Here is a 20,350-nt window from a genome sequence, read left to right on the forward strand (position 1 = left end):
CATGCTCAAGCGCTCGCCCTGGTCGTTCCTGCCTGAAGTGATCCGCGCACAGGCGCTGGCCCGCTATGGTGTCCGTCAGCTCCCGCTTGATTTCGGCCTGGAGCATCAGCGGTCCTTCCCTCCCGGTCCCGGTGATGGCTTCGTCTATCACTGGACTGTCCAAGAGCCGCCGGCGGGGTATTGCGGCCCCCTGCCGTTCGGTCAGCTCATCCGCCGCACTCTGGAGAAATAGTCATGCCCTTGTCCTCCCTGTTTGAAAACGCCGATCTGATCCACGTCTATAGCCGCGCCCAGGCCATCGCAGATGGCGGTTTGATCGACGTGTCGGCAACGGCCCGCGAAGCCGGTTGGCGTGTTCCGGTCGCGGTCACGGCCGCTGTCTGGGGTGATTGCGTCCACTGGGATCAATTTCAGCCTGTCTACCAGGACGAGCAGGGGCGTTTGTGGGATGTACTCACGATGGCCCTGTTCGCCGCCCGTGGTCGCCGGGGTTCCAACCGCGTGCTCTTTACTGTTCTGCGCATCCCGCGCGGTGGTCAGCTGCCAGAGCCGGTGCGGCTGGCCATCGAGATCGGCCCCGGCGATGTCGGCGAACCGGTCATCACCATCATGCAACCCGAGGAGGATTGAATCATGGCCGCTTATCTCAGCATTCACGGCGTACAGCGCATCCAGGTCCGAGCCGATGGCCAGACCGAGAATGGAAAAGATGTGCGTTGGTGGCAAACGCTGTCGCTGTTCGACAGCAAGGGCGACTTGCTTGGCGAGGTGACGTTGCACTTTGCCGATGCGGCCGCCGCTCTGCCGCTTGGCGAGCAGCCGCCGTATTTCGGGTTTGATCCGCGCCGGATGTCGGCGCTTGAGGTGGGCGAGATCGCCCCGTTTTGATGGGTGGACGCTTGGGAGGTTGCCCCCTCCCGAGCGTCCGGTTCCTAGATGCGAAGCACTCACAACGTAGGAGATCGGATTATGTTCCGCAAAGCCGAACGCAAACAAGCCAAGCTCCGTCTGGCCCTGTGCGGCCCGTCAGGGTCCGGTAAGACCTATAGCGCTCTCCTGATCGCCCAGGGGCTGGCTCCCGGCGGCAAGATTGCGCTCATCGATACCGAGCGCGGTAGCGGTGAACTCTATGCCGACCTGACCGCGTATGACGTGGCCCCGCTGAATCCTCCCTATACGCCTACGCGCTATATCGAGATTATCAAGGCCGCCGAGAGCGCCGGGTACGATGTCCTCATCATCGACAGCCTGTCCCATGCCTGGACAGGGGAGGGCGGTGTACTGGAGATGCATGACCGCGCCACGTCTGCCAGCCGCTCAGGTAACAGCTTCGCCGCTTGGCGCGAGGTCACGCCACACCATAACGCTTTGGTCGATGCGATCATTGGGGCCAATCTGCATATCATCGTCACCATGCGGACCAAAACCGCCTATGACATGGTCGATGACGGCAAGGGCGGCAAGAAGCCGGTCAAGATCGGCCTGTCTCCCGTCCAACGCGACGGTATGGAGTATGAGTTCACAACGGTCGTCGATCTGTCGGTCGAGTCGCACGTTGCCACGGCCACGAAGGATCGCACGCGGCTGTTCGACGGCGAGCACTTCGTTCCCACGCCCGAAACGGGCGAAGCACTGCGCGACTGGCTCATGACTGGTAAGGATCCGGTCGCCGAGTCCAAGGCCATCCTCAAGACGCTCAAGGCGAGTGCGAGCAAGGTCAAGAACGTACCGGATCTCACCAAATGGTGGCGGGGTCACGGCGCCGACATCGCCCAACTGACCGCCGCCGATCGTGAGGCGCTGGCCGCGCATTGCTCGGATCGCAAGCTCGCGATTCTCGAAGCCGAGTCCAAGGTCCAAAACGACGTTCCCGACTTCGACCAGGATGATGAGATCCGGGGCAATGGCCAGGATCACGACGCCGGCGGCATCGATGCCGGTGTACCGACCCACTGATCACCAACGGCCGCGCGGCCCGGTGACGGGTCGCGCCCAAGGAACACGGAGCAACAGCCATGAAAGCCACGATCCGCCTGTACGAACTGAGCGCCGACTACCTGACCGCCCTGGATGCGCTGGTCGATCTGGATGATCTGCCGTCCGAAGTCATCGCCGACACACTCGAAGGACTGGCCGGAGTCTGGGAGGAAAAGGCGCTGAACGTCGCGCGCTACATCCGCAACCTGGAAGCGGAAGCCGCTGCCATCGAGGAGGCGAAGAAGCGGATGGAGATCCGCGCCAAGGCAGCGGCCAACCGCGCCGCCAGACTCAAGGAGTATCTCAAGGCCGAACTGGAGCGCACGGGCCTCAAGCCCAAGGCTCCTGATCTCGCCCTGAGTCTGCGCAGCAACCCCCCGGCCGTGATCCTGGAAGATGAAAACCGGATCCCGGACGACTACCGCAGCACCGAGACGGTGACGCGCATCCTCAAGAGCGAGATCAGCAATGCCCTCAAGGCCGGCGTCGAGATCCCCGGCGCGCGCCTGGAGCAGAGCCGCCGGCTCGTCATCCAGTAGTCCATCGATCGACCATCAAGCCCGCCACGCCAGGGACGGCGTAACCCAAGGAGAACCAGCCATGAGTCGTGGAATCAACAAAGTCATCCTGATCGGCAATCTTGGAGCCGACCCCGAAGTTCGATACCTGCCCAGCGGCGACCCCGTGGCCAATCTGCGCTTGGCCACCAGCGAGAGCTGGAAGGATCGCAATACCGGAGAGACCCAGGAACGCACGGAGTGGCATAGCGTGGTCATCTTCGGCAAGCTCGCCGAGATCGCCAGAACCTATCTGCACAAGGGCAGCCGGATCTATGTCGAGGGCAAGCTGCGCACCCGCAAATGGCAGACTCAGGACGGCCAGGACCGCTACACCACCGAAGTCGTGATTGACATTAACGGCACCATGCAGATGCTCGATGGACGCCCGGACAGCGGCGAAGAGTACCAACGCCCCGCCGAATCCGCGAACCGCCGCCAGGCCACGACTTCGCCCGCCGCCAAACGCGAACCTGAACCGGCGCTGGAAGACGACATCCCGTTCTGAAGTCGACCAGCCGAGCGCGGCCCGCGCGGGATCCGGATCCCGGTTACATCGAACGGTCGGTTCCAGCTGCCCTGGGATCGGCCGCATCGCACGATCCAAGAAGCTAGCCACAGTCCATCGCGACCCATGGAGGAACGGATGAAGACCGAAGCACGCCAACTGATCGAGACCATCATGCACCTGGACCGCGACCTGTACCTTGAACTGCGCGCCTGTTCGACCTGCACGAGTCCAACCCTGTTCGCTATCGAGCAAACCGACCTGATCGGCGCTTATCTCAGAGCCGGCGGCGTGCACCACGATCCCGAGACATGCCGGGGGGGCGGCGCTGAAATCTGGGCGATGTTGCGCGGTTCGAGCACTCGTCGCAGGCCGTGAGAGCGCTGATCCTCAATACAAGACTGATCCGCACGACGATCTACGGCGCGATCTATCGGCTATGGCCCAGTTTCTGATATAACTTATATGCATAAAAAAACATATGGTTATATGCTATGAACATCGAGGAATTTCGCAAAGAACTTGGCCACCGACTCAAAGTTCGACGAACTGAACTCGGGCTGAATCAGACCGAACTAGCCGAGCGGATCGGGCTCACCCAAGCATACATTTCACAGTGGGAGCTTGGGACGCGCGCCATGCGGATTGAGCAGGCGGTCGTTCTGACACAGGCGCTGAATACCACCTTGGGTGCTTTGGTTGGCGAGGACAATCTGAGCCAATTGGAGTTGTAGCGAAGATCAGGCATGGCGATTCGGCACCATCAGGCTTTTGGCTCACTGCCCAAGCGAGGCCGGTCTCTTTGCATTCCAGCCGGCCCATCATGGACAGCAGGTCGCCGCCGGCTGCCCGGCGTCCATCCATGGATGGTTCCAACAGCGTGACGGAGCCGTAAAGGAGCACCGTCGCGCGGGAAGCTTGTCAGGATCGTCGAGGGCGTGACCGGCCCCGCTGACGCGGAGCCGGGAAGCCGCCACAGCCATCGACAGCTGGCTCGACCTGACAGTCCGATCCTGAATGGCGCCAATACGTGTCTCGACAATCACAACCCAACACGAATCGAATGAAGCAAAAGTGACAAGCTTCACATTCCGGCTAAATCTTATTGCAGAATTTTGACGATTTGGTTAACAATTCATGACGCAATGGGGCGCGTTGAATAACCAACTGTAATTCTTTGATTTGACGAGAGGATACGAAGTGCGAGGGCATGGAGCCAACGACGACAATACAGTTGGTTCGTGGCCGCAATGGAGCGTTTTTGATTTGAGGTGACAGGATGCCAGTCAGGGTAGGCAACGGAAACCGCTGCGGTCACGATTTGCGTGCGCCGCGCTTCTTTCAGCCCCCGCCAAAGCATGCGGCCCGGCCTCCGATCATCGTTACCCACATCAAGCGTCTGAACGAGTTCTACGACAACCCCGACTGCATTCCGTCACTCGCTTACGCGCATTCGGGGCGGCGACCTCCCGATGCCTTGATCCATCCGCCCCGACGCATGCGCTCCGAGCGCCGCGAAGCGTGCTGTGCCCTGCTTGGCGCGATCGCCCATTACTGCGACCTTCCGTCGATGACGCTTTCGGTGCCGCAGCCGGACGGCAAGACCCGGTTGCCTGTTCGCCTGGAGACGCTCGCGGATGCCGCCGGACTTGGACTGCGCCGCGCCGAGCGGGCGATGCGCGACATTCAGAGCGCCGGGCTGCTGCGCACCTTCACGCGCGCCGAGCGCATGAAGGATGGGAGCTATCGCGGGCGTGCGGCCATCCGCGTGGTGCCCACAGCAGTCTTCGGGCTCTTCGGTCAGGAAAAGCGGCTGGAGTATGAGCGCGAACGGATCAGTCAGGCGCGGATCAAGGCCCGCGAGACCCAGGAGCCGACGCCAACGCAGAAAGCTCGGGGGCGTCTGACCCTGGGTGGTCAGATCGCCCCCCGCCAGTTTACGAGCACATCACCCAAGCTCCAGCCCGCCGCCGCCGTCATCCGTCCACCGCCTGGTCCAACCGCTCCACCATCCCGCCCCGCGATCGAGTTGCCTGAACCTGCACTGCCGCCACGGCAACCTGACGAGAGCGTCGCCGAATACCATCTGCGGCTCGCGCGCCAACGTCTGGGCCGTCGGCCGCCGCTCCAGAACATCAGACCCCGGCCTTCGACCACTCAGGATACGTCCTAGCGTTCACACCATTTGATGTTTCATCCAGCGGGCCGGTCCACACCAGCGCGCCGTCACCACTTGCACCCACGGTGTCCGATCCCGTTGAAAAGGCCGGATTTCCATCCCGGATGCGATCGCTGCGTCTCGCGAACGCCTGCTCGGGCGCGATTCGATATCGATCTCAAAGCGCCCCAACAAAATAAGTGTCGTTATTGGAACGAAAAACCGAGAAATACACAAAAAAACAGCATAAGTGTCGTAGTTAAAACACGATAAGTGGCGGAACATATCAAACCGTTCATATAATCAAACCACAAGGGGCGCTAGCCTTCGGCTACGCGCTTTGAAAAGGGCTCGCACCAGCTCGCCCAGACAAGCGGAGACCAGAAGGTGCAAGCTGCCGGACTCACAGCTCGACAGACTGTCGTAGGGGTGATTGCGATGAGCGCGCAACAGACGCGATGGTTATTGATCGGACTTGGGTTCTGGACGAGCGTCGCGCTTGCCTGGGACGAAAGAACGGTGATGGACTTCATTGTGGCGCACAACCCAACTCTGCGCGCCCAGCGGCTCGTGACCAGCGCTTACACACCGCCCTCGGGTGTCATGGCCCGCGTTAAGGAGTACAGCTCCATCTATGGACGCGCAGGAGCCGGCGGAACCGACTACCTGAGCGGAGACAGCGATCCCTTCGTCCTCCAGGCCGGGATCCAGATCACCATCCCGCTGACCGCAACGAAGGAACGGCGCGAGCAAGCTTTGAAGGCGGTCGAAGAGGTGCGGGCTATCGAGACCCTACGCGGCAAGGTGCTCGCCGACATTGCGCAGCTTCGCCAGCAGGAGGCCGACCTTGAGGCATGCGAACAGCGGCGGCAGTTTCTGGAGCAGAAATCCGACTGGCTTCAGAAGCGGGTGACTGAAGGGTACAGTGACATTGAAGAGCTGTGGACGCTCGGTAAGCAGCTCAACGAAGAGCGTGCCACGGCGAACCGGCTGCGCGCACTCATCAAGACCCAACGCTATCAGCTCGCCAGTCAGGCCGGAGACGAACACGATCGGCTGTTGGCCTATCTGGACGGACGCACTCCGATCATGGATACGGGCGATTGAGGAAGGTGATGATGTCACCACGCTCCCAACTCTTTGGACGTGACGCTCTGCTCAATGATCTCGAACGCGAGATCAAGAAGGGTCATCATGTGCTGTTGACCGGCCCGATCGGAGTGGGCAAGAGTGCACTGCTGGTGGCCGTTCTCCAGCGCATTGAGCCGCGCGAGTCGGAGTGGTATCAGTTCGACCCGGTGGCCAGCGACGCCGAGGATGAGCCGATCGAACCCGCCCCGCTGCCCGAGACGCCGGGCCGGCACGACCAGGTGATGATCTATCTGTCCGAACACCAGGGAAAAGCGCAGTTCGTGCAGATCGCGCGACGTTTGCTCGAGACCGGCATCCTCAAGCCCTCTACCCTGGAGCTGGCGAAAAAGTACGACGACCTCCCTCCCTCCGCGATCGAGTGGAAAAAGATCCGGCGCAACGTCAACCGGCTCTCGATGCGCGATCTGACGCAGGCGATCATCCCAGCCATCTACGAATGGGAGGGACGCATCCTCATCGGGGTCGATGACCTCACCTCACTGACTCCGACCCAGCAGGCATTCTGGCTCGCCATCCTCGAACATGCTCAGGTCATCGGGTGCGCGAGCAGCCGCAAGAGCGGACTGAGCAAGCTGTGGTGGAAGATGAAGCACGTCGCGGTTCCCCCGCTCGATTGCCGCGCCGCCACAGATCTGGTACGCGACTACATCGCCCGACATGGCGTGCTAATCGAGTCGCCGGGTCTCTACATCGGTCATGTCGTCAAGCAGGCCAACGGCAATCCGCAGGCGATCATGGACATGCTGGAGAGTTCCGCGCGCGAGAAGCGGCTCGACAAGCGTCAGATCCGCGAGATGCGCCACGCCGCCGGCCTGACCTATGTCGACTTCACCCCAGTGATGTTCATCGCCGGCGCGGCTATCATCGGCACGCGCTATCTGGCCATCGGACTTGGCGACACCGCGCTCTATGTCATGGCGGGTATGGGCGCGGCACTCTTTCTCTCGTTGCGCGTGTTCATGTTCAAGGGATCGAGGGGGAAGACCGGCGGATGAACGCTGGAACCCATGTCGCCTTCGCGTCCGTGCTGTATTTGGGCGGCGCGGCGTTGTTCGAGTACCGGCCGGATCTCACCGGCTGGGCGCTGGCAGCCACGGCCTCGCTGCTGCCGGATATCGACCTGCCAACTTCGAAGGTCGGGCGCGCGGTCTGGTTTCTCTCCACGCGCCTGGAGCGGCGCTTCGGGCATCGCACCATCACCCATTCCTTTTTCGCCCTGTTCATGCTCGGGCTACTGATCTCGCCGCTGTTCGTCTTCGAGCGGGGCGCGTGGTGGTGGGCGATCATCGGCGGCTACTGGTCGCACATCTGGATCGACATGCTCAATCTGCGCGGGGCGGATCTGTTCTGGCCGAGTCCGGCGCGCTTCGTGATGCCCGGCAACCGGCGTTATCGCATGGAGGTCGGCAGCAAAGCCGAAATGATCCTGTTGGTCTGTCTGATCGGGTTTGCGCTCCTGCTCTATCCGGTGAGCGGTCAGGGCTTCAGAACCGGACTGGCGCATCTGCTGGGCAACTTCGACATGGCTCAGGAGGAGTTCATCAAGCACGCGGGGCAAAATTGGTACAGTCTGCGCACGGACGCGATCGACAACCTGACGCTGGAGCGCGTTCAGGGCGAGTTCCCTGTGGTCGGAGTCTGGAAGAACGGGATGATCATCAAGCAGGGCGGACGACTGCGAGCCATTGGTCACAACCTCGATGCGCATAATCTGAGACCGATCCATGTGGAGCTGATCGAGGGCGAACCGCTGAAAGTGGTTTCGCGGCAGGTGGAGATGCAGGGCAGGCCGGTTGGATGGCTCATCGATCAGCTGGAGGCCGACCGCACCCTCTATATTTCAGGTGAACTGCGATTGGGCAGTGGACGCGAGGAACCGATCAACGATCTCATGCGATATCGACCGGCCTGGATGGCCGGATCGATCCTGGTTCTGCACTATGCCCGACCCGCCGACCTCGAACCCTACAGAGTGCGCGTTGCCGCCGAGGGAGAGGTCGTCATTCAAACCTGGCTGCATGAGGGCGATCCACCCGTGACGCTGGCGATAGAAGAACCGCTGAAAGTCGAGACGATTCCCAAAGCGCTTCAGCCATTTTTGTGAAAGATCGATGGGTAATAAATGCGCCGACGAGACGCCGTTATTCGCCGGCCGGCTCTTCGGCAAGGAGATCATCTGCATACGAGAAGGGTTTTTATATCGTGTTCGATTCCTGTAGTTCATGCCGGCCCTGCATGAGCGCCGAATCGCGAGTCTGATCCAGCTGACCGAGAGCTATGACACCCGATCCTGACCGGCCCCGGCGCCTTCAGCCGTTCCCGATTCTCGCCGCCATACTGGTGGCCGTCGGGGTGTTCGTCTGGACGCTGAATCTGACCGACTGGCTGATGCGCCCACCGCCAGCCTCCACGGTCGAGTATCTGCCACATACCGACGGCACCGAGAGGCTGGTTCCGCCACCCGTCAGCGAAGCCCTGAGCCTGGAACGCTTCCAGGCCGCCCGGCGCGCGTGCGATGGTCCTTGTGTCACCGACTTCGGCACACCACTGGGTCGCGCCAACGGCGTCGAGGCCCGCTCCAACTGTGCCTCGCTCTGCGTGCGGCTCGAATCGAGCTTTGTCGATCCCGACTCTGGCCGGATCTGGATCGCCCGCTCGGGCGAGCACCCCGAGCCGCTGGAATATTCCGGTCTGGCCTATCAGTGCGTCGAGTATGCGCGGCGCTGGTGGATCCAGACGCTCGGCCTGACCTTCGGCGACGTGCCGACGGCCGCCGACATCCTGCGCCTCACCGAGGGCCGGCGTCTGTCTGATCAGGCGGTCATTCCGCTCGGTCGGTCGCTCAACGGACACGCCCGCCGCGCCCCCGAACGCGGTGATCTGGTGATCTATGCCGCCGATCCCAACGACCCGGAGTGGCGCGCCGGGCATGTCGCCGTTGTGGTCGACACCGATCTCGAACAGGGCTGGGTCGCACTGGCCGAGCAGAACTACGACAACCGTCCCTGGAGCGATCCCGAGCGCCATGCACGGCGTATCCGGATTGCACGAATCGGCGAACGCTACAGCCTGCTCGACGTTGCCCCGGATCGGGTCGATAATCCCGATGGCGGATTCATCGCCGGTTGGGTCTATCCGCTCGCCGAGTCAATGGCGGTGCGCTGATCCGATACGAAAAGATTCGACATCCGGAGACGAGGAGTCAGGGCATGAGCCGATCCACTATCCCGCTGGATGACACCGAACGCACACGATGCGAGGTCTGGACGCGCGTCATGGGCTATCACCGGCCCATCGACAGCTTCAACGTCGGCAAGCAGGCCGAGCACGCCGAGCGGTGCTATTTCCGCGAGCCGGGCGCCGAACGCGAACACCGGCCACGCCTTTCCGGTCGCGCCCAGCTGCAACGTGCGGCCTGAGCCGAACGATCAGCCACCGCCCCCATCACTCGGGCAACCGCTGAGATCTATACTTCTGAGTGCAAGCCGCCTCCGCACCGGTTCAACGGTGCCTGGAGGCGGGGGTGTCGGTCGCCGACACGGCATCGGCGCTGACGCGCGAACCCTCGTCATATGAGGAGCATAGTCATGTCCAAAGAACACGAAGCCCACAAAGAAGCGAAAAAGAAACCCGCGCTGAACCCGAAGGAACGGCGTCAGATCAAGCAGACCAAGAAGCGCGAGCGCGCGGTGATGTGAGGTGCACGGCGCACGTCTGATAGCTATGGCCTGTCTGCCGGCTATCGGCTTGGTGGCCAACGCCGAAGCGTCGCCGAGCGTGGCCTTGACGGTTCCCACGGCCGCAATGCTTTCCGATGGACCACTCGGTGAGCGCATCGCCCGTGGCCGGCGCTTCCTGTCGGACACTCCGGCGCAGCTACCCGAGTTCGTCGGCAATGGGCCGGCCTGCCGACACTGTCATGCCGGTCAGGACGGTGAGGTCGGCACAGAGGTCAATGCCGCTCCCTTCGTCGGCGTCGTCGGGCGCTTTCCGCAGTACAGTGCCCGGCATGGCGGTCTCATCACCCTGGAAAAGCGCATCGACGACTGTTTCGAGCGCAGCCTCAACGGTAAGCGCTTCCGCTCGATCATCCGGCCCTGATCGACATCCTGGCCTACATGCGCTGGCTGTCTCAGGGAGTGCCCGTGGGCACGGTCGTTCAGGGACACGGTATCCCGGCGCTGCCCTTGGAGCGCGAGCCGGATGTGGCGCACGGGGAAACGCTTTATCAGGCCAAGTGTCTGGCCTGTCATGGAGCCGACGGGAGCGGCACGCTGGATAGCGATGGACGCTATATGTTCCCTCCGCTGTGGGGACCGCAGTCATTCAACAGCGGTGCGGGGATGAGCCGTCAGAGCACGGTTGCCGGGTTCATCAAACACAAGATGCCGTTCGGTGCCGATGATTCGCTCAGCGATGATGAGGCGTGGGATGTCGCCGGTTTCTTGCTCTCGCATCCACGTCCGTTATTCCAACCGCATGGCCATTGAGCGCAATCGCGTGATCCCTGCTCGTCGAACGCGGATCCTATCCTTGGCGGTGTTTCTTCTGAACAGCCTGCGTTGTCACTGAAGCGCGTGCCTAGCGATAGCGCGCCAGAGTATCGATCTGCTGCTCGATCTGCCGGCTGTCCTCTTCCGAGAGCTTCAGCCAGGCATAGAGTCGGCTTACACCTTCGTGCAGCGCCCGGATCGTGCGTCGTATCTCGTCCGGGTCCGCGAATCGCCAGCCGATCGACACATCGCCGGTGAACTCGATGTGCCCCCGGCACAGTAGGCCCAGCACCAGTGAGAAAGCTTGACCGTCCTTCTCGATGTAATGCCACCAGTAGGGCCAAGCGTCGGTGAGTGCGCGGAAATAGGCGCGAAATTCGGGGATCTCGTAGAGTTCGCGCGGATCCTGCTCCCATCCCTCGAAGTAGAAGCTCAGCGTTCCCTGCCAGTACAGCGCCACCTTGCGGCTATCAGCCAACGGTGCAAGCCGTGCCAGCACGAGTTTGATGTCGCACGCCTCGACCGATCCACGGCTGATCATCACGGTCAGACGCAGTGCATCGCCGGCGGGTATCTGTTGCTGGTCGAGCGCGTTCGGGACGTGGCTCGGGGCCGGAGTCGACATCAAGAACCTCCATCGCGGTTGTCGTCGCGCCTTGTGTCGGTCGGGTCGGGTGATCGCCCGGCCAGGCGCATCAGGGCTTCGATGATGACATTCGAGATCCGGCCATAGCGGGCTTTCTCGCGCTCAATGACGGCCATCGCTTCGAGTGAGAGCAGCACGGTCTTGCGCTCCCAACCTAAAGCACTCTCTCAAGGATAGGAACTGCAAACCAACTTGTGCTTGCAAAATATTTAGCGCCTACTAAAATCTTAGTACGCGCTAGATTAGTGCAATGCGCGTCGCAAACTGCAGGGGGGGCTAGACCCAGCAGTCGTGTCATGAGCCGCCATTTCGCGCAAGGCCAGTAACGGCGCGGCTTGTCGGAAAACAGATGATTTCCGACATCACCGAAATGACCTCAAAAATGCCGAGAAAGCGACCTCAAACATAGCCAGAAAACACTGTCGGAAACCCGATGTGACCTGAAACCATGTCTGACATGGTTTTCAGACGGGAAGTGGCGGCTTGTGACAGAGCTGTTGGATCTACCCCAGGAGACAATGATGTTAAGACGTCACGCAAATGACCTAGCTGAGTCTTTGGAGAATGTTGCTTACCGGGGCTGGTGCATTATTCCCCGCTGGAAGCTGACTCGTTGGTACACGCAGGACAGGTTTTCAGTGAATATTCGCCGCGACTTACGCGAAAGGTGGGACGAACTGTCAGGAGAACTGACTTTTATCGCCGATACAACACTCAAGATTGGCGAGGTGGGGGATGACATCCTCCTCGTGAAAGCGACCGACGAGATTTTTTGGGAGGACGACGAGTAGCATTCTTGGCGTCTGCGCCAAGCGGATTTGCACCAAGCTGAGTTGCTTCTTAAGGGTCGAAAGAGCAGCGCCCCTACGATTACGCATTCATCAGATGATGAGGTTTATTATTATGCCACAGTCCTACAAGTGTAGCCTGCAACTCGATCTTCGCGGTTCAGACGGAAAGCAGTTCAAAATTCTCGCGGACGCTGTTCGCTCGGCAATTAAAAATGAACACGGTTACCGAGCTACAGCTGGCCTTCAAGATTCGAGACTCAAGGTATGGCCCATTGTTGTGCGCTTTCGTCGTCGTAAAAATCGTGCATCCTTCGAGAGTAACCTGTCTGCCATCATCGCTCCTAAAGTCTTTCAAAGCATGAATATACAGCACCTTCGGCCCATCGGTACAGCGCGTAAGCCGGTGCGCATGGCAGTTGGCGCGTAGCGGCTTTTACCAATTACTAGTTCTGGCTCACAATGCGAGTAAATCGCGGCTCGAGAGTTGATTTAATACCGATCAGGGCGCTCAATTCTCCAGCCGCGAGTGGACGACCCGACTCCAGCACGCCGGGGTACTCATCAGCATGGATGGGCGCGGGCGTGCCCTCGACAATGTCTTCGTCGAGCGACTCTGGCGCACCCTCAAATACGAGGACATCTACCTGCACGCCTACGAAACACCGCCTCAGCTCCAACACGGCCTCCAGCGCTACTTCCATTTCTACAACGAACAGCACCCTCATAGCGCTCTTGACCGACAAACCCCGGCCGAGGTCCACTGGGCTTGCAGGCCGGATCCATGAAACCCGATGGATAGCTCTGACTTTACTTCTCTCAAGTCCTCAGTGGTCCAAGGATTTGGGTCCACCACAAACTACATCACCAGATTGATCCTGGTCAGCGCCTAGTGTCGACGGTCAGATCAATTATAGTAGCCATGCACGCGCGTTATAGCCGAGAATGTCATCGTCGTGACGGCGATCTAAAACGGGCAGCGAGCAGACCTCGCATTGGAGCTAAGTGAGGGTGTCATCGAGCGTGGGCTTATCGTCCGAACCGGACGCATCCAAACTCCAAAAGCATGGGTGACGTGACATGAAAATCGAAGTGTTACATGGTGAAAAGGCCGACGAAAAATATTCTCTGCTTTTGAATACAAACACTGAATTTGTACGTTTTTGGGGAACCGATGCCCAGTGGATCATTGGACTGGTTTTTATCGATGGCGAAAATTCGCCGCGTCTGGCTATCAAGCACCGCGATGATAAGGAGCTTGTGATTATCGAACGCTAATTTTGGAAAAAACTTCGGGGCATCAGGCTATGGGAGCGCGCTTGTGCTTGTGCCCATAGTTCAAGGCCCGGACCGGAGGCTGTTCTTGCTGGAGGTCGTGTGCGAGATCGTAATTGGCCTGCATGGCCAGCCAGGCGCGCGCCGTACCGACACCGGCCCGCTCCAGTCTCAGCGCGAGGCTTGGGCTGATGGCAGCCTGCCCGTGCAGGACGCGCGAGAGCGTCATGCGCGAGATCCCGAGTCGTTCGGCTGCGTCCTTGATGGGTAAACCCAGCTCGGCCAAGACATCTTCGCGCAGCAGTTCACCGGGGTGCGGGGGGCATCATCAGTCTTGCGCGAGAAACCCCGTCCTGAAGGACGGGGAGGGACAGCGCACGGCACGCAGCGCCGTCAGGCCGCCCGTCTCGCGTCCTCCTCCTCCTTTGGTGTTGAGTGGAATAGCCGTCGGCGCGTTGCAGCATTGAGCAATGGCGGTGAGAAAGACCTTGTATGCGTGTGTGGCTATAGGCACCGCATCCTCAGCGATCTGGTCAACGCGGGCGTGGATATGGCGCAGGTGCTCCAGGACAAGGCTATCGATCTCGGCGATCACGGGGTGTCTCTATCGGTGTGGTAGTGGTGCTACAGATACGGATCGGGCTTGATCGCCTCGCAGTCCTCTGGCGTCCGTCCGCGGCCGATCGCCCAGAGCCGACGGATCCGGCATTCACAAAAGCGGATGCGCGGCCAGTAGAGCCGATCCGCTGCACGGTAGGCCGCCTCTTCGCCGAGTCCGCCGTCGAACTGCATGATGGCCTCGCGTTCCTTCTGCGCAGCTTCAAGCGCCTCGATCTTCGCGTCCCAGTATTCTTCAGTATCGGGATCAATTTTTACCGACATTTTGAAAAGACAAAGGACCAAGCTCGCCAACTTGGCGCGAGAAGCCCGCGGCTTTAGCCGTGGAGTACAAGACCGCACACCCTTGCCAGTATCACCATAGAGTTTTGGTCGCAAAGGTCTCGAATGCCGGATCGCGTGTCACCAGAACGAGTCCTTCCAACTCGCTTTGCGCCGCCAGCATCCGGTCGAAGGGATCGCGGTGTTCTACCGCATAGCGTCCGGCCTTGAGTGCATGGAAATAGTTGATCGCCAGATGCGTGAATCCATCGGCCGCGACGAGCTCGGCAAAGCGTTCGATCGCCCCCTCAGCCTCCCCGAGCTTACCCAGGCGATGCTTGGTGGCCATCTCCCAAGCGCTGGCCGCGCTCACAAACACCGGGTTGCCGTCATCGGATATGGCCTCCCGCGCCCGATCAGAGAGACGCGGATCGTCAGTGACCCACCACAGAAAGGCATGGGTGTCGAGTAGCAGCCTCACTGGCCGTCCTCCCACGCGGTCAATTCATCCTCCGGGAGCGGGTCGAAGAAGGCATCGCTCAGGCGTGCGTTCAGACGTCCGGGTTGGCGGCTTGTCTCGCGCGGGGAGAGCGGCATGAGCCGGGCATAGGGCTTGCCGGCCTTGGCGAGGATGATCTCCTGTCCGGCATGGGCCTGTTCCAGCAAGCGGGAAAAATGGGTCTTGGCTTCATGAACATTGACGGTCAGGGTCACTGTGATGCTCGCACATAGGTTGAGTTAATGGACTAAGTCTAGCACGGTCCATCCGTCTTTCCAGCGTTCCACGATGTTCCACGCGCCTGCGCCCATCCTGTCTGGATCCGCCTCCCGAGGCGCTTAACTGCTATTTCCCGGCCAGCCGTCCAACCCGTTCCGCCGCCCCGCACCGATGCTGTTCCACGGCCGTTGCGTCGCCGCCGACCTCCCCAGCGGATCGGTCCCTCGCCTGCGATCACTCACGATAATTGCCATTATCGTGAGTGATCTCAGCACCCTAAAACCGTCTTAAAATTTACATAAAACGGTTTACGCGAAAAATATACTCATCCCAAGATCGATGCTAGAATGGCCTTCCAGCCCATCCAGCAGCGAGGTCCAGCATGGGTGCCCACGGCGATACCCGAACAGCCGCGTTTGAAGCCGCCTGCCAACTGGCCGCCGCCGGCGAGCGTCCGACCGTCGTGGCCGTGCGCGCGAAGCTCGGCGGCAAAGGTGGCCAAAACGCGGTCCAGGCTGGATTGAATGACTGGATCGCCGAGGCGGCGAAACGCTTTCAACTGCCAGGCTTGCCGGAATCCCTGCAAATGGCCGTGATCGCGTTCTGGGACGTGGCTTGTCAGACGGCCAAGACGCAGTGGGATGGGGAACGCGCGGCGCTCCTTAGCCAGCTGGAGGGCCGCGATCAGCAGCTGGCCGAGCGCACGCAGGAGCGCGATGCCCTGGAGCGCGAGCGTGATGAGCGTACCCAGGCGCTCGAGCAGGCCCAGGGCGAACTGTTCGTCGCTCACCAGCACACCCGTGCCCTGGAGACCGAGCGCGCGGATCTGGCGCAGCGCCTGGCCGATGCCGAAGCGCGCACCGAGCAGCTGGAGCAGAGCGGCGCGGAACTGGCCGCGCGGGTCCGCGCGCTGGAGCACAGCGAGCAGCGTCTGAGTGAAGCCCTGGAGCGCAGTGAGCGCGAGTGCGATCAGTGGCAGGTTCAGGCGCGTACCGCCGAGCAGAGCGTCGCCCGGCTGGAGCAGGCGCGGGAGGACAGCGAGCGCGAACGCGCCCGACTCGCCGAGGCGCTGGCTCAGAGTCGGTCGAATCTGGAAACCGGACGCGCGGCACTGGCCGAGCGCGAGACCCGGATCACGACCCTGACCGATCTCCTGGAGCGCACGCAGGCCACGCATGAGGCCGAATCCGCGCATTGGCTGCTTCAGATCGACGACCAGCGGCAGGCGTTGTCCGAAGCCCGTGAGCGCGAGCGGCGCTGGAATCAGGAACGCACGGCGCTGCTCGAAGAGATCCGCCGCCGGAGCGCACCGCCGCCGATCAACCCGGATCGGGAGCCGGAGCGATGAGCACTCCGCACGCGCTGACCGACAGCACCCGGTTCCCCGTGGGCGCGCGTCTGCCGTCGAGTCTGGTTGAGCCGCTGTTTGCCGACGGCTGGATGCAGGCTCCATCGCCTTTGATCGCGAGCGCCCTAGCCGCCGCCGCGCCCAATACCTGCCACGCTTGGGCCGCTGACTGGGGCGTGTTCCGCGACTGGTGTCTGGGACCGGCGACGCGGTACGTCCCTGAGCGTCACGCGCGCGTCACCCTGCCAGTCTCACCCGAACTGCTGGCTCATTTCGTCCGCGATCAGACCACCGGTGCAGGCACAGTTGACGGCCGCCCACGGCGCCTGACGACGCTGCGGCGCTATCTGAGCACGCTCGCCACCCTGCATCGTCTGCTGGAGCTTCCTGACCCAACCAAGCATCCGCTGGTGACGAACACCGTCAAGGCGCAGGCGCGCGGGAGCGGTGGAGCCGGACAGGCCGCGCCGCTGCGCTGGAGCCAGATCACGGCCATTCTGCCGCTCCTGCCCGACACGCTCGCCGGTTGGCGGGATCGGGCGCTGCTGGCCGTGGGGCACAACACACTCGCGCGCCGGGCCGAACTCGTGGCCCTTGATGTCGCCGACCTCACCTGGTTCGATGACGGGGTGGCGACCGTGGCGCTACGTCCGACCAAGACCGACCTGGAGGCGTGCGTGGACGTGCGCTATCTGAGTCCGCCCGCCACCGCCCTGGTGCGCGGCTGGCTGGAGCGGTCGGGACTGGAGGAGGGGCCGCTGTTTACGCGGATGCAACGCAACGGTCAGGCGCGGTTGCAGGGTCGATCCCACGGACAACGGCTCGGGGTGTCGGCCGTCAACGATATCCTCAAGGACGCCGTGGGGCGGCTGGCTGAGTCGCGTGGTGAACTGGCGATCCCGCCCGAGGTACCCGAGTCCGAGCGCTCGGCGCTCCGGCGCGCCCAGGCCGCCGCTTGGTCGGGGCACTCCTTGCGCGTGGGCGCGGCTCAGGACATGGCGGCGTTGGGTGTGGAGACGGCGGCGATCCTGCAAGCCGGCGGCTGGAAGGACGTGCGCATGATCAAGCGCTATCTGCGGCAGCTCTCGGCACTGGAGGGTGGGATGGCTCAGTGGTGGGCGGCGCAGCACTCATCACCGACCAACCCGACCGACGGATGCTGATTCGTCGCGTCAGTCGGATGCTCGACTGCGCAATTCCGCCAACTCACGCTCCTGAACCTCCAGCTTCCGTTCGGCTTCTTCGCGCGCGCGCCGCTCGACTTCAATATCTCTCTCCAACTGCGCCACCTTCTTTCCGGCCAAATCCGCGATCTGTCTGGCTTCGCGTGCATGGTTGCGGGCGCTGTCCAGTTCTTTGGCCAGCGCGCCGTTGGTTCCGGGGGATTGGCTCGCCTGTGCGCGCCATTCGGAAAGCCGCTGCCGTGCCAGTTCCAAATCGGCATTGGCCCGCTGATTCTCAGCTTCCAGCGTGCCGATACGCCCGCTGAGTGCTGTCAGCTGCACCTGATTCTCCCGGCGCTCGACATCCATCCGCTCGATCTGACGCGCGCGTTCCTCAGCCAGAACCGTCGCCTCGCGTAATGCTTCGCGCGTCTGCGCATGAGCGCGCCGCTCGGTTTCGAGCGCTTGCGCTTCAGCCATCGCGCGCTCCTGAGCCGCTTCCAGTGCGGCATCCAGCCGCTCGATTTCGGCGAGCATCGAGGCGCGTTCCTGCTCGATGGCACGGCGCGCCTCGTTGAGCGCTTCCCGCTCGCCGACCAGCTGCGCCTGAGCCGCTTTCCAGGCGTGTGCCCACACCTGCCGTATCGCCTGCTCGAAGCCTTCTGGGGGAGCCGGCACCGACTCGACCGTCGCCGTCTCCCGCTGTGCCCGCCAGTCGCTCAGATGGCGGGTGATGTTGTTCGGGCTGCCGCTGCCCAGATGCGCGCGTACTGCGATGACCGTGGGATTGATGCCCTCAGCCGCCAGAGCTTCAGCGGCTTCGAAGACTTGCTCACGGGTGATGCCGGGACGGGCCATGGCGACCTCCACTGGTTTCAATAACATGAATAACGTAGCAACATAACTATGTTATGAAATGTTATCAAAGTCCAGTGCGAATTGAGTCGCGGGCCTCCATTTCGTTGCGATAATCGAAGCTCACCCACTTCGGAGATCCCCACCATGCGCGATCGATACGAACGACGGCCTCCCGGATCAGCCGGCCGCGCGGCCGGTTTGGCGCTACTCATGGCGCTGGCACCGACCATCGGCACAGCAGACGTCGCGGGAGAGGCACTGTTGAAACTGAGCGGACTCGAGGGCTGGTGGCGATTCGCCGAGCAGAAAGACGGGTGTGCGGACGAGGACAACCAAGCACGGGTTGCAGTTGGACGTTGGTCGTGGGATGAGTCGACGGACGATATGGTGTTCGGGAAGGTCGCGGAGCAGCAGATCGGCTTCTATGAATCCTCGTGCGAACTCAGCCATGGTCAGACGGTGGGAGCCACGCTCATCTTCGATGCAGCCTGTAGCGGGGAAGGGGAGACCTGGACGGATCGGGCGGTCTTCGAGCTGAACGCGCCCGATCGCGTGACGCTGTCATTCGCATCAGGCGGGAAGCACGATCTGGTGCGCTGTCCGCGCTGACCCGCTCAACTCACCGCCGATCAAAGCGGATTGAATCGCGTCCGGTGCAGGGGGCGGATTTGCCCCCATCTAACGCTTCACGCCCAGTTACTCGTGAAGCGCTATGCCAACAGAGACCTCAACACCAGCACCACTCAGGGTGCTCTACGACGGCGGTTGTCCACTCTGCCGACGCGAGATCGCCCACTATCAACGCCTCTCTCCCCGGCGCGCGATTCATTGGATCGATATCGACGCCGACCGTGATCAGCCGCTCCCGCTGGGTCTCACGCGCGAGCAAGTCATGGCGCGGTTCCATGTGTTGGATGGCGAGGACGTCCAGACGGGCGCGCACGCTTTTCTGTTGCTCTGGTCGGCGTTGCCGGGTTGGCGTCACCTGGGCCGGATGGTGCGCCTGTTACACCTGGCCGGGTGGCTGGAACAGGGTTACGTCTGGTTTGCGCGGCGGCGCTTGCGGCAGCGGTGCCGGGAGGGAGCGTGCAGCGTCGGCTGATCTGGGCGTATCAACTCAACTCGCCCTCGACATAGAACCAGCGCCCGTGCTCGCGCACGAAGCGACTGCGCTCCTGGAGACGCTGAGCACGGCCCTGGAATTTGGAGCGCGCGACGAACGTCACCCAACCTTCATGATCGGTCGCGCGCCCGGCCTCGGTGCTCAGGATCTTGAGGCCGAGCCAGCGCAGTCCCGGCTCTAGGGGCAGCTTGGCCGGGCGGGTCGCCGGATGCCAGGTGGCGAGCAGATAGTCGGCCTGCCCGACGGCGAAAGCGCTGTAACGCGAGCGCATCAGGGCTTCGGCCGTCGGCGGGATGGTCTGGCCGGACAGATGGGGACCACAGCAGTCCTCGAAGGGGCGACCGGAGCCGCAGGGACACGATGAATCGGGCATGGTTCAGTCGATGGGTTCTTGTGAGGCGACCAACTTCACTTCAGTTCTTGTTCTCGGGCTTCAGCCACCTTCTCGCACAGGGCGATGAACTGTCGGTTGTTCTCGCCATGTTGCCGATAGTCGAGCAGCATGGCTTGCGCACACTCCCAGTGATCGCTGGAGAGTCGAGCGATGTCAGCCATGTCGACCTTGGGCCATGCGCGCGCATTGTAGAGATTGAGCGCCAGATCCTGCAGAAGGCGTGCTCCGCTGTGGTGTCCGCCCAGTATCCACTGGCGCCATATAGGGTTGGTGTAAGGATTGGCGGGTTTCTGAGAGGTTGCATGATCCATGT

At 62.0% G+C, this 20,350-nt stretch carries 32 protein-coding genes and 2 pseudogenes; 24 read left to right on the forward strand and 10 right to left on the reverse strand.

The window, feature by feature from the left end; all coding sequences use genetic code 11:
* Position 1: 1 nt before the first annotated feature.
* From ALVIN_RS15940 to ALVIN_RS16780, 16 genes are all read left to right on the forward strand, one after another.
* Complete coding sequence (locus ALVIN_RS15940; protein ID WP_012972363.1) at positions 2-232, forward strand: hypothetical protein; 231 nt, start codon at positions 2-4, stop codon at positions 230-232.
* A gap of 2 nt (positions 233-234) precedes the next feature.
* Complete coding sequence (locus tag ALVIN_RS15945; protein WP_012972364.1) at positions 235-630, forward strand: DUF6573 family protein; 396 nt, start codon at positions 235-237, stop codon at positions 628-630.
* A 3-nt stretch (positions 631-633) separates the two neighbouring features.
* Complete coding sequence (locus ALVIN_RS15950; RefSeq protein WP_012972365.1) at positions 634-888, forward strand: hypothetical protein; 255 nt, start codon at positions 634-636, stop codon at positions 886-888.
* A gap of 81 nt (positions 889-969) precedes the next feature.
* Entirely contained in the window at positions 970-1,956 is a 987-nt protein-coding gene (locus tag ALVIN_RS15955; protein ID WP_012972366.1) for an ATP-binding protein, read from the forward strand.
* Between the two features lie 59 nt (positions 1,957-2,015).
* Positions 2,016-2,516 (forward strand): siphovirus Gp157 family protein, encoded by a 501-nt coding sequence (locus tag ALVIN_RS15960; RefSeq protein WP_012972367.1) that lies wholly within the window; start codon positions 2,016-2,018, stop codon positions 2,514-2,516.
* A 61-nt stretch (positions 2,517-2,577) separates the two neighbouring features.
* The gene (gene ssb, locus ALVIN_RS15965; RefSeq protein WP_012972368.1) at positions 2,578-3,042 is read left to right on the forward strand and encodes a single-stranded DNA-binding protein; all 465 of its coding nucleotides are present in this window, start codon (positions 2,578-2,580) and stop codon (positions 3,040-3,042) included.
* Positions 3,043-3,180: 138 nt separating this feature from the next.
* Positions 3,181-3,420: a hypothetical protein gene (locus tag ALVIN_RS15970; protein ID WP_012972369.1), complete on the forward strand. Its 240-nt coding sequence runs from the start codon at positions 3,181-3,183 to the stop codon at positions 3,418-3,420.
* A 116-nt stretch (positions 3,421-3,536) separates the two neighbouring features.
* Entirely contained in the window at positions 3,537-3,776 is a 240-nt protein-coding gene (locus ALVIN_RS15975) for a helix-turn-helix domain-containing protein (RefSeq protein WP_012972370.1), read from the forward strand.
* A 764-nt stretch (positions 3,777-4,540) separates the two neighbouring features.
* Positions 4,541-5,215: a hypothetical protein gene (locus tag ALVIN_RS16770; protein WP_050750384.1), complete on the forward strand. Its 675-nt coding sequence runs from the start codon at positions 4,541-4,543 to the stop codon at positions 5,213-5,215.
* 372 nt (positions 5,216-5,587) lie between these two features.
* Positions 5,588-6,307, forward strand: coding sequence for a hypothetical protein (locus ALVIN_RS15985; protein ID WP_148217641.1), 720 nt, complete (start codon positions 5,588-5,590; stop codon positions 6,305-6,307).
* A gap of 8 nt (positions 6,308-6,315) precedes the next feature.
* Positions 6,316-7,347, forward strand: coding sequence for an ATP-binding protein (locus ALVIN_RS15990; RefSeq protein ID WP_012972373.1), 1,032 nt, complete (start codon positions 6,316-6,318; stop codon positions 7,345-7,347).
* Positions 7,344-8,456, forward strand: a complete 1,113-nt coding sequence (locus ALVIN_RS15995) for a metal-dependent hydrolase (RefSeq protein WP_012972374.1) — start codon at positions 7,344-7,346, stop codon at positions 8,454-8,456. Before ALVIN_RS15990 ends, ALVIN_RS15995 begins: the two co-directional genes overlap by 4 nt.
* Before the next feature lie 173 nt (positions 8,457-8,629).
* On the forward strand, positions 8,630-9,517 hold the full coding sequence (locus tag ALVIN_RS16000; protein ID WP_012972375.1) for a CHAP domain-containing protein: 888 nt from the start codon (positions 8,630-8,632) through the stop codon (positions 9,515-9,517).
* A 44-nt stretch (positions 9,518-9,561) separates the two neighbouring features.
* On the forward strand, positions 9,562-9,771 hold the full coding sequence (nrdD, locus tag ALVIN_RS16005; protein WP_012972376.1) for an anaerobic ribonucleoside-triphosphate reductase: 210 nt from the start codon (positions 9,562-9,564) through the stop codon (positions 9,769-9,771).
* Positions 9,772-10,135: 364 nt separating this feature from the next.
* Positions 10,136-10,453, forward strand: a complete 318-nt coding sequence (locus ALVIN_RS16775; RefSeq protein ID WP_148217643.1) for a c-type cytochrome — start codon at positions 10,136-10,138, stop codon at positions 10,451-10,453.
* A 44-nt stretch (positions 10,454-10,497) separates the two neighbouring features.
* Positions 10,498-10,842, forward strand: coding sequence for a c-type cytochrome (locus ALVIN_RS16780; RefSeq protein ID WP_190275546.1), 345 nt, complete (start codon positions 10,498-10,500; stop codon positions 10,840-10,842).
* A gap of 91 nt (positions 10,843-10,933) precedes the next feature.
* Here ALVIN_RS16780 and ALVIN_RS16015 read toward each other — a convergent pair whose 3' ends face one another.
* Together ALVIN_RS16015 and ALVIN_RS17860 are read right to left on the reverse strand one after the other, a co-directional pair.
* Positions 10,934-11,470: a hypothetical protein gene (locus ALVIN_RS16015; RefSeq protein ID WP_012972378.1), complete on the reverse strand. Its 537-nt coding sequence runs from the start codon at positions 11,468-11,470 to the stop codon at positions 10,934-10,936.
* Complete coding sequence (locus tag ALVIN_RS17860; protein ID WP_012972379.1) at positions 11,470-11,628, reverse strand: hypothetical protein; 159 nt, start codon at positions 11,626-11,628, stop codon at positions 11,470-11,472. Before ALVIN_RS17860 ends, ALVIN_RS16015 begins: the two co-directional genes overlap by 1 nt.
* 501 nt (positions 11,629-12,129) lie before the next feature.
* Here ALVIN_RS17860 and ALVIN_RS17865 point away from each other — a divergent pair.
* The 4 genes and pseudogenes from ALVIN_RS17865 (at position 12,130) to ALVIN_RS16030 (ending at position 13,557) form a co-directional block, all read left to right on the forward strand.
* A complete protein-coding gene (locus ALVIN_RS17865; protein ID WP_190275547.1) occupies positions 12,130-12,282 on the forward strand; it encodes a hypothetical protein in 153 nt (50 codons plus the stop codon).
* Between the two features lie 112 nt (positions 12,283-12,394).
* The gene (locus ALVIN_RS17715) at positions 12,395-12,709 is read left to right on the forward strand and encodes a hypothetical protein (RefSeq protein WP_148217644.1); all 315 of its coding nucleotides are present in this window, start codon (positions 12,395-12,397) and stop codon (positions 12,707-12,709) included.
* Between the two features lie 61 nt (positions 12,710-12,770).
* A pseudogene (locus ALVIN_RS17340) lies at positions 12,771-13,067 on the forward strand (transposase); the annotation flags it as partial.
* A 292-nt stretch (positions 13,068-13,359) separates the two neighbouring features.
* Positions 13,360-13,557 (forward strand): hypothetical protein, encoded by a 198-nt coding sequence (locus ALVIN_RS16030; RefSeq protein ID WP_043796467.1) that lies wholly within the window; start codon positions 13,360-13,362, stop codon positions 13,555-13,557.
* 22 nt (positions 13,558-13,579) lie between these two features.
* On the opposite strand, the pseudogene ALVIN_RS17720 reads toward ALVIN_RS16030, so the two are convergent.
* From ALVIN_RS17720 to ALVIN_RS16050, 5 genes and pseudogenes are all read right to left on the reverse strand, one after another.
* Positions 13,580-13,876, reverse strand: a pseudogene (locus ALVIN_RS17720) (HigA family addiction module antitoxin); the annotation flags it as partial.
* 6 nt (positions 13,877-13,882) lie between these two features.
* Positions 13,883-14,149 carry a hypothetical protein gene (locus ALVIN_RS17725; protein ID WP_012972381.1) on the reverse strand — a complete coding sequence of 89 codons (267 nt, stop codon included), beginning with the start codon at positions 14,147-14,149 and terminating at the stop codon, positions 13,883-13,885.
* A gap of 29 nt (positions 14,150-14,178) precedes the next feature.
* Positions 14,179-14,466 (reverse strand): hypothetical protein, encoded by a 288-nt coding sequence (locus ALVIN_RS16040; protein ID WP_148217645.1) that lies wholly within the window; start codon positions 14,464-14,466, stop codon positions 14,179-14,181.
* Between the two features lie 61 nt (positions 14,467-14,527).
* Positions 14,528-14,914, reverse strand: coding sequence for a type II toxin-antitoxin system VapC family toxin (locus ALVIN_RS16045; RefSeq protein WP_012972383.1), 387 nt, complete (start codon positions 14,912-14,914; stop codon positions 14,528-14,530).
* Positions 14,911-15,147 (reverse strand): type II toxin-antitoxin system Phd/YefM family antitoxin, encoded by a 237-nt coding sequence (locus ALVIN_RS16050; RefSeq protein ID WP_012972384.1) that lies wholly within the window; start codon positions 15,145-15,147, stop codon positions 14,911-14,913. Before ALVIN_RS16050 ends, ALVIN_RS16045 begins: the two co-directional genes overlap by 4 nt.
* Positions 15,148-15,533: 386 nt before the next feature.
* On the opposite strand from ALVIN_RS16050, the gene ALVIN_RS16055 reads away from it, so the two are divergent.
* On the forward strand, positions 15,534-16,499 hold the full coding sequence (locus ALVIN_RS16055; RefSeq protein WP_012972385.1) for a DNA-binding protein: 966 nt from the start codon (positions 15,534-15,536) through the stop codon (positions 16,497-16,499).
* Positions 16,496-17,662: a tyrosine-type recombinase/integrase gene (locus ALVIN_RS16060; RefSeq protein WP_012972386.1), complete on the forward strand. Its 1,167-nt coding sequence runs from the start codon at positions 16,496-16,498 to the stop codon at positions 17,660-17,662. Before ALVIN_RS16055 ends, ALVIN_RS16060 begins: the two co-directional genes overlap by 4 nt.
* Before the next feature lie 9 nt (positions 17,663-17,671).
* Here the strand turns inward: ALVIN_RS16060 and ALVIN_RS16065 are convergent, their stop codons facing one another.
* Positions 17,672-18,520 carry a DNA-binding protein gene (locus ALVIN_RS16065; RefSeq protein ID WP_012972387.1) on the reverse strand — a complete coding sequence of 283 codons (849 nt, stop codon included), beginning with the start codon at positions 18,518-18,520 and terminating at the stop codon, positions 17,672-17,674.
* Positions 18,521-18,730: 210 nt separating this feature from the next.
* Here ALVIN_RS16065 and ALVIN_RS16070 point away from each other — a divergent pair, with 210 nt between their 5' ends.
* Positions 18,731-19,129 (forward strand): hypothetical protein, encoded by a 399-nt coding sequence (locus ALVIN_RS16070; RefSeq protein WP_148217647.1) that lies wholly within the window; start codon positions 18,731-18,733, stop codon positions 19,127-19,129.
* 103 nt (positions 19,130-19,232) lie between these two features.
* Positions 19,233-19,622, forward strand: coding sequence for a thiol-disulfide oxidoreductase DCC family protein (locus ALVIN_RS16075; RefSeq protein ID WP_012972389.1), 390 nt, complete (start codon positions 19,233-19,235; stop codon positions 19,620-19,622).
* A gap of 10 nt (positions 19,623-19,632) precedes the next feature.
* On the opposite strand, the gene ALVIN_RS16080 is transcribed toward ALVIN_RS16075, so the two are convergent.
* The gene (locus tag ALVIN_RS16080) at positions 19,633-20,016 is read right to left on the reverse strand and encodes a YchJ family protein (RefSeq protein WP_012972390.1); all 384 of its coding nucleotides are present in this window, start codon (positions 20,014-20,016) and stop codon (positions 19,633-19,635) included.
* A 35-nt stretch (positions 20,017-20,051) separates the two neighbouring features.
* The gene (locus ALVIN_RS16085) at positions 20,052-20,348 is read right to left on the reverse strand and encodes a hypothetical protein (RefSeq protein WP_012972391.1); all 297 of its coding nucleotides are present in this window, start codon (positions 20,346-20,348) and stop codon (positions 20,052-20,054) included.
* Between the last annotated feature and the right edge of the window lie 2 nt (positions 20,349-20,350).

Origin of the sequence: Allochromatium vinosum DSM 180 (genome assembly GCF_000025485.1) — a bacterium.
GTDB lineage: Bacteria > Pseudomonadota > Gammaproteobacteria > Chromatiales > Chromatiaceae > Thermochromatium > Thermochromatium vinosum.